This window comes from Aeromonas sp. QDB54 (assembly GCF_027707385.1).
Taxonomy (GTDB): Bacteria; Pseudomonadota; Gammaproteobacteria; order Enterobacterales; family Aeromonadaceae; genus Aeromonas; species Aeromonas hydrophila.
This window is the reverse complement of sequence record NZ_JAPCIT010000011.1, coordinates 137,689-152,026: the sequence shown is the minus strand read 5'-3', so window position 1 is coordinate 152,026 and position 14,338 is coordinate 137,689. Positions and strand designations below refer to the sequence as shown.

10 protein-coding genes are annotated in these 14,338 nt (G+C 63.4%); 2 read left to right on the top strand and 8 right to left on the bottom strand.

What is annotated here, in order from left to right:
- Window positions 1-40 precede the first annotated feature (40 nt).
- Both PG881_RS13020 and PG881_RS13015 read right to left on the bottom strand, forming a co-directional pair.
- On the bottom strand, window positions 41-382 hold the full coding sequence (locus PG881_RS13020) for an RT0821/Lpp0805 family surface protein (protein WP_270800464.1): 342 nt from the start codon (window positions 380-382) through the stop codon (window positions 41-43).
- Complete coding sequence (locus PG881_RS13015) at window positions 379-1,653, bottom strand: hypothetical protein (RefSeq protein ID WP_270800461.1); 1,275 nt, start codon at window positions 1,651-1,653, stop codon at window positions 379-381. The genes PG881_RS13020 and PG881_RS13015 overlap by 4 nt, the downstream gene beginning before the upstream one ends.
- A 305-nt stretch (window positions 1,654-1,958) precedes the next feature.
- On the opposite strand from PG881_RS13015, the gene PG881_RS13010 reads away from it, so the two are divergent.
- On the top strand, window positions 1,959-3,197 hold the full coding sequence (locus tag PG881_RS13010; protein WP_016351527.1) for a uracil-xanthine permease family protein: 1,239 nt from the start codon (window positions 1,959-1,961) through the stop codon (window positions 3,195-3,197).
- A gap of 100 nt (window positions 3,198-3,297) precedes the next feature.
- On the opposite strand, the gene pgl is transcribed toward PG881_RS13010, so the two are convergent.
- From pgl to pykF, 4 genes are all read right to left on the bottom strand, one after another.
- Window positions 3,298-4,305, bottom strand: a complete 1,008-nt coding sequence (pgl, locus tag PG881_RS13005; protein WP_270800459.1) for a 6-phosphogluconolactonase — start codon at window positions 4,303-4,305, stop codon at window positions 3,298-3,300.
- A 64-nt stretch (window positions 4,306-4,369) separates the two neighbouring features.
- Window positions 4,370-5,203, bottom strand: a complete 834-nt coding sequence (locus PG881_RS13000; protein WP_270800457.1) for a hypothetical protein — start codon at window positions 5,201-5,203, stop codon at window positions 4,370-4,372.
- Window positions 5,204-5,412: 209 nt separating this feature from the next.
- On the bottom strand, window positions 5,413-8,736 hold the full coding sequence (mscK, locus tag PG881_RS12995) for a mechanosensitive channel MscK (RefSeq protein ID WP_270800455.1): 3,324 nt from the start codon (window positions 8,734-8,736) through the stop codon (window positions 5,413-5,415).
- A 149-nt stretch (window positions 8,737-8,885) separates the two neighbouring features.
- Window positions 8,886-10,298, bottom strand: coding sequence for a pyruvate kinase PykF (gene pykF, locus PG881_RS12990; RefSeq protein WP_010633307.1), 1,413 nt, complete (start codon window positions 10,296-10,298; stop codon window positions 8,886-8,888).
- A gap of 304 nt (window positions 10,299-10,602) precedes the next feature.
- On the opposite strand from pykF, the gene PG881_RS12985 reads away from it, so the two are divergent.
- Window positions 10,603-10,815, top strand: a complete 213-nt coding sequence (locus tag PG881_RS12985) for a hypothetical protein (RefSeq protein WP_270800452.1) — start codon at window positions 10,603-10,605, stop codon at window positions 10,813-10,815.
- A 74-nt stretch (window positions 10,816-10,889) separates the two neighbouring features.
- On the opposite strand, the gene PG881_RS12980 is transcribed toward PG881_RS12985, so the two are convergent.
- Window positions 10,890-12,071 (bottom strand): M28 family metallopeptidase, encoded by a 1,182-nt coding sequence (locus PG881_RS12980; RefSeq protein ID WP_270800450.1) that lies wholly within the window; start codon window positions 12,069-12,071, stop codon window positions 10,890-10,892.
- Between the two features lie 400 nt (window positions 12,072-12,471).
- Window positions 12,472-14,115 carry a YbaL family putative K(+) efflux transporter gene (ybaL, locus tag PG881_RS12975; protein WP_270800448.1) on the bottom strand — a complete coding sequence of 548 codons (1,644 nt, stop codon included), beginning with the start codon at window positions 14,113-14,115 and terminating at the stop codon, window positions 12,472-12,474.
- Between the last annotated feature and the right edge of the window lie 223 nt (window positions 14,116-14,338).

Below are 14,338 nucleotides of genomic sequence, written 5' to 3'. Positions count from 1 at the left end.
AGGGGTGGCCACGGCCACCCCTTTTTTGTTACCTGAGCTGTCAGCTGCGCAGCGGCAGCCAGTGCCCCACCTTGCTGCGGCAGGCGGTGTCCTGCCACTGCTGACTGGCTTGGCCTATGTAGAGCTGCTCGCGGTAGTCGCGACACCAGAGGCCGTTGGGGTGGCGGAAGGTGCGCAGTGGCGTGACGCTGCCTGAGTGGCGGTTGGCGGAGTTGAACCAGGTGAGGCTCTGGCCCTTGGGGCGGGTTTGCAGCGCCTCGGCCAGCGCCTGATTGGCCAGCGCCACATCCTGCTTGTCCATCTGGTGATAGAGCGGGGTGGCTGGCTGGGTGGCACAGGCGGACAACCACAGCGCCAGGCAGATCAGCAGATAACGGCTCATGGTTGCACCTTGCTGTTGAACCCTTGCTGGATCAGCGCTTGCTCCTGCGCATCGGTCAGGGTCTGGTCGCGATCGTCTATCGTGCCGTCGCCCCGGATCTCGTTGCCATTGGCGTCGACGGCATCTACCCCGTTGTCGTCGACCGTGCCGTCACCCCGGATCTCGTTGCCATTGGCGTCGACGGTATCGACCCCGTTGTCATCGAGGCCATTGCCGAGGCCACGCCCGCCACCGTGACGATCTCCGCCGGCGTGGCTGTCCCCTCCGCCATGCTGCTCACCACCGGCATGCCGATCACCTCCTGCATGCTGTTCGCCGCCGGCATGTTCCCCACCGCCGTTGTCGTCACCGCCATGGCTGCTGTCGCTGCCGCCATCGTGACTGCTTCCACCACTGCTGCCGCCGCCATCGCTGTCACTGCCTCCACCGCTGCTGCCGCCGCCATCGCTGTCACTGCCTCCACCGCTGTCACTGCCTCCACCGCTGCTGCCGCCGCCATCGCTGTCGCTGCCTCCACCGCTGCTGCCGCCGCCATCGCTGTCGCTGCCTCCACCGCTGCTGCCACCGCCGTCGCTGTCATTGCCTCCACTACTGCTACCGCTACCGCCTCCGCCGCTGCTTCCTCCTCCACCGTTTCCACTGCCGCCGCCACTGCCATCGCCATCCTTGTTGTGAACGATCAGCCCATTGGCGACATAGCTGTGGCTGCCATCCAGGATCAGGTTGAACAGTGCCGTGGTGGGCGGGGCGTCCAGCCAGCAGAGGGACTCCACCAGTAGCGGGGTGGGTTGGGGGGCCAGCGCCAGGTTGCCTGCACTGCTGTGTTCCGACCAACCCAGCAGATGCATGCCGGTAAAGAGCGGCAGCACGGCGAGGGTCGGGTTCTCGGTGCGGGTCATGGCCGGGGCGATGGCCGCCCAACCGCGGGTGGTCAGCAAGGGGTGTTCGGCGGTGAAGAAGGGGGCCAGCCGGTTGAGCCCGTATAGTCTGCGCTCTCCCAGCGGTACCCGCTCGATCGCCAGGATCCGGTTGCTGTGGCCATATTGATCCCGCACCCGCTCACCGACCTGCAGGGTCTCGATGGGACTCTCCTCCCCATCGGCCATCAGGATGCGGGTGCCGGCCACGAAACAGGACTTGGCATAGGCCTGATTTAGCTGCCATTGATGGTGGCTGAAGTCATAGCTGAGCGGGGTGGCAAACAGGGCCAGGGCGATGGCCGAGCCCACCAGCAGTCGACGCTGGCTGGGCTTGAAAGCGGGCAGTGACATGGGGGACTCCTTGTCCGGCTGGGTTCACGCCATCAAGTATAGAGGGGGCCGGTGGCGGGGCAGGGGCAACACCTGACAACAAAACAGCGTGGAAAAACGATTGGCGTCAGCCATAAAAGTGCGTAAAATCGCTTCCTCGATGCTTGTAGCAACGAATCCCGCCTAAAAAGCCAGTTTCATGCTCTCCCCAAGCAGTAAGAGGCAACAAATGACGCCGAATGGCTCATTTAGTGCCTTGAAAAAGTCTTGTGATAACTGAAAAGTGTCAAATATCCCTGTCAGTTATCAAAAAATTAAGGACATCCATGTTTTCCTTAGTCAAGCAAAGTGTCGCCGGGCTGCAAATCCTGTTTGTCGCCTTCGGTGCCATGGTTCTGGTGCCCCTGCTCACCGGACTGAACCCCTCCATGGCCCTGCTTGGCGCCGGTGTGGGCACCCTGCTGTTCCAGCTCTGCACCCGCCGCCAGGTCCCGATTTTCCTCGGTTCCAGCTTTGCCTTTATCGCCCCCATCATTTACGCCACCCAGACCTGGGGCCTGCCCTCCACCATGTTCGGTCTGTTTGCCGCCGGTTTCATGTACTTCATCCTGGCCGCGCTCATTCGCGTACGTGGGATGGGCTTCGTGCACAAGCTGCTGCCGCCGGTGGTGATTGGTCCGGTGATCATGGTGATCGGTCTGTCGGTCGCCCAGGTGGCCTGCAACATGGCGATGGGCCGCGCCGGTGGTGAACAGGTGGTGCCAGCCTCGGTTGCGCTGACCCTGGCCGGTATCTCGCTGGCGGTGACCCTGATTGCGGCGGTGTTCTGCAAGGGCTGGATCAAGCTCATCCCCATCCTCTCCGGCGTCATCGCCGGTTATGTGGCCGCCGTGCTGATGGGTCAGGTGAGCTTCGATGGCATGGTGAACGCCCCCTGGTTGGCGCTGCCCCACTTCGTGACCCCCGAGATCAACTGGGCCGCGGCGCTGTTCATGCTGCCGGTGGCCATCGCCCCCTGTATCGAACACATCGGCGGCGTGCTGGCCATCGGTGGCGTGACGGGCAAGGATTACACCAAGAACCCGGGCCTGCACCGTACCCTGGCCGGTGACGGCATCGGCGTCTGCTTCGCCGGCTTCATTGGTGGCCCCCCCGTCACCACCTATGCCGAAGTGACCGGCGCCGTGATGATCACTCGCAACTTCAACCCGGTCACCATGACCTGGGCCGCGGTGTTCGCCATCATTCTGGCCTTCTTCGGCAAGTTCAACGCCCTGCTCACCTCCATCCCGATGCCGGTGATGGGCGGCATCATGCTGCTGCTGTTCGGATCCATCGCCGCCATCGGTCTCAAGACCCTGGTGGAGTCCAAGGTGGATCTGGGGCTGTCGCGCAACATCGCCATCGTGGCCGTGACCCTGACCGTGGGTGTCGGTGCGCTGGAGATGAAGATCGGTGACTTCGCCCTGGCGGGTGTGGGTCTGGCCTCGGTGGCCGCCATCCTGCTCAACCTCATCCTGCCCCAGCACTCCGAAGAGGGTGCCATGGAGAGCGCCAAGGATTAAATGCCTGGCTTGCTGTGCGTTGAGATGATGAAAGAGAGGCCACCCCAGGGTGGCCTCTCTGTTTTGTCGGTGCGCCGGGCTTGGGCTAAGTACTGAGATCTCAGGGTGCCAGCGTCAATACCCGCACCCACATGGCCCCTTCGCCCACTGGCTGGCGTGCCTGCAGGGTGAGGGCGCCGCTGGCCGGATCGATGCGGTGCAGCGCCAGCTGGTGGGAGGCTTGCCCTGCCGCCAGCAGCCAGCAGCCCTGCCCGTCGATGGCAAAGCCGCGCGGCATGGTTTCGGTGGGGAAGTGGCCGACCACCCCGAGCTCGCCATCCGGCGCAATGGCGAACTGGGTCAGCAGGCTGCTGGCCCGCTCGCTGCTGTAGAGAAAGAGCCCATCCGGTGTCACGTGCAGATCAGCTCCCCAGTACTCCCCCTGATAACCGGCAGGCAGCATCTCCAGGCTCTGGCACAGTGTGATGTCGCCATCGGCGCTGCGCCGATAGCGGTTGATGGTGCAGTCGAGCTCGTTCAGGCAATAGAGGTCGCCATTGATTGGGTGGAGCGCCAGATGGCGCGGGCCGGCGCCGCTGGCGGTCTGCAGATCCCCCAGCGGATGGGGGCGCAGCCGGCCCTCCCGGCAGAGCACAAAGCGGCGGATACGATCCTCCTTGAGGCAGGCGACCAGTACCTCCTGCTCGCCCTGGCCATCGGTGGCCAGCAGGGTGACCGAGTGGGCGGCCTGCAAGCCGTCGAGCTGCTGGTGGGGCGGCGCAGCCCGACCGGTGCTGCCGATGGCGGAGACGGTGACATGATTGAAGGCATAGGAGGCCGCCAGCAGGAAGCGGCCGTCGGCCGAGATGGCGGTGTGGGAAGCGCTGCCCGCCAGCGGCGCCGAGCTCGGCTCGCTGAGCCGGCCATCCACGCCAATCCGGTAGCTGATGAGCGCAAAATCGGGCCGTACGGCGGCATGGAGCCAGTGTCCGTCCGGGCTGATCACCAGCGGCTGGACCTGGCCCGGGGTGTCGACCACCTGCAATAACGCGAGCTCCCCGCTCCCGGCCAGGGCGAACACATGGATCTGCTGGCTGGCGGGGCTCGCCACATAAACGACCTGCTGCATCTGCTCTCTACTCCTTGTCATGGGCAACGGCGGTCATCTTATCCTCTTTCGGGCCCGCTCTGGCCTACTCTTTTGCCCGCCCAGGGCAGACCACCTGACGGGCCTTGAGGTGGTAGAGCTCCACTTGCGGGTGGCTGAAGAAGCCCACTTCCCACGGATTCTTCTGCACGAAGGCGGCACGGATGGGCTCGAACAGCGGGTGATCCTGCGGGATCTGGTAGGCATCGGCGGCGATGATGGTGTAGTTCCACTCGATGGCGCGGGTGTAGGTAAACACCGCCCGCGAGTCGATGGCGAAGTGGCAGCGCCCGTCGCGCTTGAGCAATTGCGACTTGAAGGTCTCGGGGAAGGTGATGAAGAAGATATCGTCCTCATCGGAGGAGAGAAACGCCAGCACAGTGGTGTGCGGCTGGGACTGGGCCCGGGTCACCAGCACCCCGATCTTGTTCTCCACTTCGCGCAGGTCAGGCACCGGCAGGCCGGTGAGCGGGGTGACCGGCAGCTCGCAGGCGGGACGTTCATCGGCCGGATGCTGATAGTCCGGCTGGGCGAAGCCATAGACCACCCGGTTGCCGTACCAGAGCTCGAACTGCAGCGGGGTGACCTGCACCTTGTCCGGGGCGGTTTTTGTTATCACCCCCTTGTAGGAGACGCGATAGACGCTCAAGGAGGCGTCGTACTCGTCGACCCCGGTGCGGTTGTCCAGATGCAGGGTGATCTTCTCCCCCACCGCCAGCTGGTGCCCCTTGGGAAAGCTCAGCACCAGTTCGTCGCCGGCCTGGATCTCGACCCCGCAGATGTAGACGCCGGTCTCCTTGCTGGCGGGGTCGACATAGGTGGCAGCCACCCCGAGCAGGGGGGAGCCGAGAAAAGAGAGCAGAGAGGGTTGGGAACTCATTGGCGCACCTTGACAAATGTGGGGGTTGGCCCCTCAGTGTATCGCGGCCGACCTCGATTGGCAGGTCGGTGAGCAGGGGATAAGCGCTTCAGGCTAGCGGCAAACGGCGTCCCATTCTGGCCGGCACGTCACAAAACCAGCGTGGGCGGCCGGCCGCCGACCATAAAAAAGGCCCCTTGCGGGGCCTTCTATTGGCATGGCGTGCTGCCTTAGACGGGCTGGGCACCCGGCAGGGCGGGAGGCTGGGCGGAGTCGGACTCCACCTTCTGCTCTTCGCCCTTCATGTTCTTGATGTAGACATCCATCTGGTTGAACGCGATCTCGATGCCGTTGGCCTTGAACAGGGCGTCGATCTTGCGGTTCAGCTCGTCCACCGCCGGGTTGCGATCGCCGAGCTCGCTCACGAAGAAGCGCAGCTCGTGATCCAGGGTGCTGGGGCCGAAGGTAAGGAAGTAGACGATGGGGGCCGGGTCTTTCAAGACGCGGCTGTTGTCGTCCGCCGCCTGTTTCAGCAGGGTGCGGGTCAGCTCCAGATCCGAGCCGTAGGCCACCCCCACCCGCACGATGACCCGGGTGACGGTGTCGCTCAGCGACCAGTTGATCAGCCGCTCGGTCATCAGCACCTTGTTGGGGATGATCACCTCCTTGCGGTCGAAGTCGGTGATGGTGGTGGCGCGGATGCGGATCTTGGAGACTGTACCGGAGAAGGTACCGATGGTGACGGTGTCACCGATCCGTACCGGACGCTCGAACAGGATGATGATGCCGGAGACGAAGTTGCCGACCACCTCCTGCAGACCGAAACCGATACCGACCGTCAGACCGGCGGCGAGCCATTGCAGCTTGTCCCACTGCATGCCCATCAGGGAGAGAGCGGTGAGGGTACCGACCCCGATCAGCACGTAGTTGAGCATGGTGGTGATGGCGTAGGCCGTGCCCTGGGCCAGGCGCAGCTTGGAGAGCACCAACACCTCCAGCAGACCCGGCAGGTTGCGGGCCAGCGACCAGGCCGCCCCCAGCATGAAGATGGCGGTCAGCACATCGCTCAGGCTGACGGGGTAGAGCACCGCATTGGCGCCGGAGCCCACGCTCTTGTGCCACAGCACCATGCTGTCGAGGTAGGAGAAGACCGCCACCAGATCGGACCAGAGCCAGTAGAAGGCGACGCCGAACACCAGCAGCAGCACAGTGCGGGTCAGGCGCAGGGACTGCTGGCTGACATCCTCCAGATCCATGGGCTGCTCTTCGATGGACTCACCCCCTTCCGCATCTTCCGAAGACTTGTGCTCGCGCTTGGCCACCGCACGGCGATAGGCCAGACGGCGGGCCGCCAGCTCCAGCCCGCGCAGGGCGGTGCGGTAGACCAGGCTCCAGATGATGATGAGGTAGAAGGATTCGATCAGCCGGCCGGTCAGCTTGAGGGCGGTGTAGTAGTAGCCCAGCCCGACCAGCACCATCAGCGCCACCGGCGCCAGCGCTAGGGCGATGGCGGTGATGGACTGCTGCATGCTCGCCTCGCCCTTGATGCGGGCGCGGGAGATGGGGAACACCAGATAGGCGGCCAGCCCCAGCAGGGCCAGGGTCAGCGCCTGACCCACCACGTCGTTGCCCAGCGACGAGGGCTCTACCACCGCCTTGGTCGACAGCATGATGAGCGGCAGCAAGGGCACCCACAGGTAGCGCATGCTGGTGCGCTTGGCCTGCAGCTCGGCTCTGGCAATGCGGAAATGGGTCTCGGCAATGCCGCCCGGCCGCATCACCGCCAGATAGACGCTGAACACCAGGTAGCCGAGCGCTAGGTTGAGGGTGATCTGGAAAATCAGCTTGGGACTGAGCAGGCCGCAGTAAGTGAGCCAGAGACCGGCGGCCAGAATGAACAGGCTGCCCGGCAGGCGTTGCAGCACGGTAAACAGCAGGGCACGCGGGGTGTGCCACTGGCTGTCCTGGCGAAAACGCCCCAGATCCTTGGTGATCTTCTTCTGCCGCTCCACCAGCGCCGGGCGCTTCCAGATCAGCAGACCGCCCACCAGCAGCAGCGGGAAGGCGAGCAGGGTGATGGGCAGCAAGGTTTCACCCCAGCCGCTCCAGTCCGGTTTCAGCACCCAGTCGGAGGCCTGTTTGTAGGCCTGGGCCGGCCAGCTGATGAACCACTTGCCGTCGATGGGCTTGTTGCTGCTCACCCAGAAGATGTGCTGCTGCAGGGTAAATTCGATGGAGGAGTAGATCCGCGCCAGCTGCTGCTGGGTCAGCTGCAGGCTGATGGCGTTGGTCAGCTGGGCATCCAGCTGGCGGTTGAGCTGGTCGAGCAGGCTGATGCGGGTGTCGAGCAGCTTGGAGAGGCTGGTTCTGTCCTCCTCGCTCACCGGCTCGCTACTGTTGGCGATCAGGTTGTCCAGATACTGGGTCTTCTGGAACAGCTGGTCGCGCTGCTGGCTCAGCTCGAACTGGGCCAGGTGCAGGTCGGCGATCTGCTCTTCCAGGTTCTTCACCAACGTGGAGGGCGATGACTCCAGCTGTTGATAGAGCTGGTAGAGAATGCGTGACAGCAGCAGGTTGCCCTTGAGCATCTGCACCTGTTCGTTGAGGTTGCGCTCGGTCTGGGTGCCGCGTTCCAGCCAGCTCTTGGCCTGCAGGTTCTTCTGCACCAGCGAGTTGAGGTTGGTGGTGGCGCTGACCAGCTGCTGGCTGAGCTGATGGTTGAGCTCCTGCTCTTTTTGTACCAGCGGGTTGTCATCGGCTGCGACCAGCTCACCGGTCTGCTCGGCGGTCTTTTCGGTGTCACCGAGGCGCTTGGCACTGCTCTGCTCTTGCAGCAGTTGCAGCTTTTGCTCTTCGCTCGCGAGGCGGGCGCTCTGGTAGTCGCGCTGCTTGACGGCCAGATCCTGCATGCTGGTGCGGTTGTCCAGCTGCTGTTGCAGGTTGGCCAGTTGCAGCTCCTGCAAGGCCAGTTCGGCGCCCAGTTTCATCTTCTCGGCACCGCTCACTCCGTCACCGGCATTGAGGCGGGTACGGATCTCCTGGCTGCGCTGATAGGCGCGGCTCATCAGGGCCTGGGCCCGTTCCGGCAGGGTTTGCAGGCTGGTGATCTGGCTGCCGATGGTGCCGAGGGCTTCCTGGGCATCCTGCATGTTGGCCATGACGTCGGGCTGGCGACTCTCCAGCTCGCTCAGACTCATGCTGGCGTATTCACTCTTGATCTGCTCGGCACTCTTGTTCTGGGTCAGGGCATCGAGCTTGGCGCTGATGTCCCTGAGCTCGGCCGGCAGGGAGCGGATGCGCTCGCTCTGGCTCTTGGCCTTGCTCTTCTCCTTCTCGATGCTGTCGAGCAGGGTGAGGGTGTCGGTCAGGAATTTCTGGTCGGCCTGCTGGCTGACGGTGAGGGTATCAGACTTGCCAAGGGCATCGAGCGCCCGCTGCACACTGGCACGTGAGGGCACATCCTGCGCCATGGCCTGCGGGGCGCAGAGGCTGACGAGTAAGCAGAGCAGCGGCAACAGGGTCGCCGAGGCTCTTTTGAAGCGTGTTGAGAGCATAAAACTTCCGGGTTATTACGCGATATTTGGGAGATTTCCCACTTGGATTAAATCCGCGTGGATTCTAACACCGGGCAGGAATGGGCAGCAGGGGGGCAGATAAAAAAAACGGCGCCCGCAGGCGCCGTTTTCAGCTTGTTCAGTTCCGATTAAAGAACGTGAACAGAAGCGGTGTTGGTGGTGCCGCTCGGTACCAGGGCACCGGAGACCATGACAACCACGTCACCCTTCAGACCCATGCCGCTGGCCAGCGCCGCTTCTTTGCCGATGCGATAGAAATCGTCGGTGGAGGCGATGCTGTCAACCACGTGAGCAACCACACCCTTGGTCAGTACCAGCTGGGCAGCGGTCTTCTTGTTGGTGGTGATGGCCAGGATCCAGGCTTTCGGGAAGTACTTGCGGATGGCCTTGGCAGACTTGCCGCCTTCGGTGGCAACCACGATCAGCGGGGCGTCCAGCTTCTCGGAGGTCTCTACCGCGCCTTTGCAGACCGCTTCGGTGATGCGCAGCTTGTTGCTGTCGTTGGCAGCAGACAGGTTGGACGGCATCACGGCATCGGTACGCTCGCAGATGGTGGCCATGATGGTCACGGCTTCCAGCGGGTATTTGCCCTTGGCGGACTCACCGGACAGCATGACTGCGTCGGTACCGTCCAGGATGGCGTTGGCCACGTCGCCGGCTTCGGCGCGGGTCGGACGCGGGTTCTTGATCATGGAGTCCAGCATCTGGGTGGCGGTGATGACCACTTTGCGGGCTTTGTTGCACTTCTCGATGATCATCTTCTGGGCGAAGATAACTTCTTCAACCGGAATTTCTACACCCATGTCACCACGAGCAACCATGATGCCGTCGGAGACAGCCAGGATCTCGTCGAAGTTGTCCAGGCCTTCCTGGTTTTCGATCTTGGAGATGATCTGGATGTTCTCGCCACCGTGGGCTTTCAGGTGCTCACGGATTTCCAGCACGTCTTCTTTCTTGCGAATGAAGGAGGCGGCAACGAAATCAACGCCTTGCTCGCAACCGAAGATCAGGTCGCGCTTGTCTTTCTCGGCCAGGGCCGGCAGCTTGATGGAGACGCCCGGCAGGTTGATGCCCTTGTTCTCGCCCAGATCGCCGTTGTTCAGTACTTTACAGATGACTTCGCGCTCGGTGATCTCGATGACGTCCAGACCGATCAGGCCATCGTCAACCAGGATGCGGTTGCCGACGCGCAGGTCGTTGGCGAAACCGGCATAGGTCACGGCTACTTTGTCTTTGTTGCCAACCACGGTCTGGTCGGTGGTGAAGGTGAAGGTCTGGCCAGCGACCAGGGCAACGTCGTTGCCGCCTTCCAGCTTGATGGTACGGATTTCCGGACCCTTGGTGTCCAGCAGAATGGCTGCGTGCTTGCCGGTTTCGGCCATGACAGCGCGCAGGTTGCTGATGCGACCACCGTGCTCGGCGTAGTCGCCGTGGGAGAAGTTCAGGCGCATGACGTTCATGCCGGCGTCCAGCATCTTGGCCAGCATTTCTTTGGATTCGGTCTTGGGACCGATGGTGCAGACGATTTTGGTCTTTTTCATGTCAGTCTTCATGGTTAAGGAGTTTCCGCCGTGCAATATACACCAGTTTTTGGATACTTTTTATGATCCAGAAACAACGTTTTGACCAGATAACGTTTTCTTTTCAGGGATAACGTTTTCCTCTTGGCTACTTTTTAGGGCATAAATTAACTGGTCCGCGCAGATTTGGCATAAATGTCGCCATATGTATCTCGGCGCCGGCCCGCCTCGTCAGATGTTGTAAAATGACGATCCCGTCCCGTCATCAAGCCGTCATCGGTCCTCGACAAGAATAGACACTCTGCTGCCACCGGAGTGCTGCAAGATGGCCCCTTATCTGTTGCTGTTGTCCGTTGCCCTGCTGGGGGTGCAGGCGCTGCCCGCCAGCTGCTGGCCAGCGGATCCCGCTCCCCGCGATGGCGCTCTGCGCGCGTTCGAGCGCCTTGAAATGCACCAGACCCAGGCCGCCACAGCCCGCGCGCAGCAGGGCTGGCCGCCCCCCAATACCCCGCTTGACGGGGCGCATCGACAGCCCTGAGTGGCAGACGCTGAGACGAAAGAGGGAGGCCTGGCCTCCCTCTTGTTTTGGATGCGTCACCTCGCCTCGGCGGCTCAGTTTATCTTGCCCATCTCGATGGCAAAGCTGGTGGCCAGCTGGGCGAACTTGAGGGCGTGGGCAGCCGAGGGATCCGAGTTCTGCAAGGTGTCCTGGGCGGTGTGGATGTCGGGGTTGTAGTCGTTGAAGCGCGACTCGAACGGCATGGCGGCCGGGTAGCCCTGATTATGCCAGGAGGCGTGATCCGAGCAGCCGTAACCGCAGCTGTCATAGCCGTAGCGGATCTGGGGCAGATAGGCGTCGAGCAGCTGGGCCAGATAGCCGGTCAGCCCCTTGTCGGTGTAGTCGGTCATGAAGACGATATCTTCCGCCGAGCCCTGGTAGTTGGTCATGTCCAGCTGCAGCGCCGCCAGCACCTTGGTATTGGCCGCCTTGTAGCGGGTGGCGATGTCCTTGGAGCCGCGCAGCCCCACCTCTTCCGCCGCATAGCCGATGAACTGCAGGGTGCGCTCCGGCTGGCGGCCCTGCTCGGCGATGACCCGCAGCACCTCGGTCAGGGTGGCGATGCCGGAGGCATCGTCATCGGCGCCGGGGGCCAGGGTGCGGCTGTTGGGGGCCGAGCCCGCGGTGGAGTCGAGGTGGCCGCCGAGTACCACCACTTCGTCCGGGTAGCGGCTGCCCTTGAGGGTCAGCACCACGGATTGTTGCGGATAGCCGCTGTGCTTGACCCGGCTGACGCTGGCCCAGGGCAGGGTCGCGCTCAGGGCCTGCCACTGGCCGGCCACCCAGTCCGCCGACTGCACCCCTGTGGTGGTGGTGTAGTAGCGGTTGCGCCAGCTGGCGAGCTGGCTGATGGTGCCGACTATGTTGCCCTGATCCAGATAGGGCAGCAGCCGGTTGACGCTGGCCCCCTGGGTCAGCGGCGGGGCGCTGAACAGGTTCTGGCTGATGGGTTGGGCCATGCTCTGCAAGGCGTCGGCCAGGGTGCTGTGCACCACGTAGCCGCCGCAGCGCTGATGCCCTTCGTGCATCAGGTGGGAGAGGGTGCCAAGCTCGCTCGCCTCGACCTGGGCCAGCTGGACCGGGGCGCCGCTGGCGCTGAACAGGGGGGCCAGTTTGGCCTTGACCTGCTTGAGTTCGACGCCGCTGTCGGCACCGACCGTGATCCAGACGGGCTCGGCGGCCTGTACGGCGAGGGGTAGCAGGGGGAGCAAGAGGGCGGTCAACAAGGGTTTCATAGCGGATCCTTCCAGAATGAGTTGCAGGCATGTGTGCCAAGTGGGTGTCATAAGACGACTGGCCCAGTCTAGCCAAAGGGAGAAAACGGCGAATTTGCCCATCTGGCGCGACCCTACCCCCGTCCGGTGGGGGCCGCTGCAGGATCTGCTGTCTACTGCGCCCCGCTGGGGGTAACCGCTGGAGCTTTGTGCTGGCGAGGGGAAGCTGCGCAGTGTGCCCGCCGCAGAGGCGGCGTACGGCCCTGACCTGGGGGGCTGACAAAGGGAGCCAAACTGTGCCATATCGGCGTGAGACGCCGGCGGGAATGGGTGGGAAAGGGGGCGGCACCCAAAAGTGCGGGTGGACAAAGAGGCATAAAAAAAGAGGGGCCAAGGCCCCTCTGGTTCACTGGATAGCGGTTTATGCGGTGGCCTGGGCCAGCATGCCGAGGGCTATCTCCCGCTCGCCCATGATCACCTTGTCCGCCCCCTGCTTGGTGAGGAAGCTCACCTCGTCGTCGCTGTGGGCGCGGGCGATCACCCGGATCGCCGGGTTGATGAGCTTGGCCTGGGCGATGGCCTCGCCGGCCTCGAAGCTGTTGGGAATGGCTACCAGCAGCCAGCTGGCGTCGGTGATGGCGGCGCGGCACAGCACGTCGTCATCGGCCACGTTGCCGTTGACGTGGGGAATGTCGGCCTGGCGCAGGCTCTCCAGCCGGTGCGGATCCTGCTCGATCACCACCAGCTCGCGGCCGGCCTGCTGCAGGCCGTTCACCAGCAGGCGGCCGACCCGGCCATAGCCCACCAGTATGGTGTGGGCCTTCATCTCCACCGCCGGGCATTTGCACTCTGCCAGCACCTTGGCGTTGTCGGCGTCCGGGTGTTTCTCCAGGTAGCGCTCGACGGCGTTGAACACCAGCGGGTTGAGCATGATGGAGAGGCTGGCACCCACCAGGATCAGGTCACGGGCCCCTTCCGGCACCAGCTTGAGCACGATGGCCAGCCCGATGAGGATGAAGGAGAACTCGCCGATCTGGGCCAGGCTGGCGGAGATGGTGAGGGCGGTGCGCCGGCTGTAGCGGAACAGTCGCACAATGGCGTAGGCCGCCGCCGACTTGCCGAACATGATGATGAACAGGGTGGCCAGCACCGCCAGCGGCTCGGTCAGCAGCACCGCCGGGTTGAACAGCATGCCCACCGAGACGAAGAACAGCACGGCGAAGGCGTCCTGCAGCGGCAGGGTGTTGTTGGCGGCGCGGTGGCTCAGCTCGGAGCGGTTCATGACGATGCCGGTGAAGAAGGCGCCGAGGGCGAAGGAGACGCCAAACAGCTTGACCGCGCCGAAGGCGATGCCGAGCGAGCAGGTCAGCACCGCCAGGGTGAACAGCTCGCGCGAGCCGGTGCTGGCGGTGTGGGCCAGCAGCCAGGGGATGAAGCGGCTGCCCACCACCATCATCAGCGCCACGAACAGGCTCACCTTGCCGAGGGTCCAGCCCAGATCCAGCGCAATGCTCTGCCAGCTCAGGGTCTGCTCGCCGAACTGGATGTCGGCGATGATCGGCAGCATCACCAGCGCCAGCACCATCACCAGATCCTCGACGATGAGCCAGCCGATGGCGATGCGCCCCTGCAGGGTTTCCAGATTCTGACGGCTCTCCAGCGCCCGCAGCAGCACCACGGTACTGGCGGTGGAGAGGGCGAGGCCGAACATCAGGCCGGCGACCGGATCCCAGCCCAGCAGGGAGGAGAGCCCCATGCCGAGCAGGGTAGCGACCGCGATCTGGGCGATGGCACCGGGGATGGCGATCCGCTTCACCGATATCAGATCGCGGAAGGAGAAGTGCAGCCCCACCCCGAACATCAGCAGGATCACCCCCAGCTCCGCCAGCTCGGGCACCAGCTTCATGTCGGCCACATAACCCGGGGTGAAGGGACCCGAGATCACCCCGGCCGCCAGATAACCCACCATGGGGGAGATCTTGAGGCGCTGGGCAAACATGCCGAGGATGTAGGCCAGCACGAAGCCGCCGACCAGAGTGGTAATCAGGGGAAGGGAGTGGTCCATGTCGTCACCTCGCTAATGGCAGTCAGGGGGCTACCAGATCACCGCACGGGCGAAGAGGGCAGCTGTCAATGAGCAGGGGGCGAAAGAGACAGATGCTGGCCGCATGCACAGAGGGTGTGTCTGGGGGACAACAGTTGCCGTTTCTGTTGAAAAATAATACGTTTTTGGTAGAAAAACAATATTTATCCACATTTAAGACTTAATTTGCGATTAAAACTGTATA

Excerpts from the sequence above, each read along its gene's own strand:
- PG881_RS13015 (WP_270800461.1), bottom strand. The coding sequence starts at position 1,653 with ATGTCACTGCCCGCTTTCAAGCCCAGCCAGCGTCGACTGCTGGTGGGC.
- pykF (WP_010633307.1), bottom strand. The coding sequence starts at position 10,298 with ATGAAAAAGACCAAAATCGTCTGCACCATCGGTCCCAAGACCGAATCC.
- PG881_RS13000 (WP_270800457.1), bottom strand. The coding sequence starts at position 5,203 with ATGAGTTCCCAACCCTCTCTGCTCTCTTTTCTCGGCTCCCCCCTGCTC.
- ybaL (WP_270800448.1), bottom strand. The coding sequence starts at position 14,115 with ATGGACCACTCCCTTCCCCTGATTACCACTCTGGTCGGCGGCTTCGTG.
- PG881_RS13020 (WP_270800464.1), bottom strand. The coding sequence starts at position 382 with ATGAGCCGTTATCTGCTGATCTGCCTGGCGCTGTGGTTGTCCGCCTGT.
- PG881_RS13010 (WP_016351527.1), top strand. The coding sequence starts at position 1,959 with ATGTTTTCCTTAGTCAAGCAAAGTGTCGCCGGGCTGCAAATCCTGTTT.
- PG881_RS12985 (WP_270800452.1), top strand. The coding sequence starts at position 10,603 with ATGGCCCCTTATCTGTTGCTGTTGTCCGTTGCCCTGCTGGGGGTGCAG.
- PG881_RS12980 (WP_270800450.1), bottom strand. The coding sequence starts at position 12,071 with ATGAAACCCTTGTTGACCGCCCTCTTGCTCCCCCTGCTACCCCTCGCC.
- pgl (WP_270800459.1), bottom strand. The coding sequence starts at position 4,305 with ATGCAGCAGGTCGTTTATGTGGCGAGCCCCGCCAGCCAGCAGATCCAT.
- mscK (WP_270800455.1), bottom strand. The coding sequence starts at position 8,736 with ATGCTCTCAACACGCTTCAAAAGAGCCTCGGCGACCCTGTTGCCGCTG.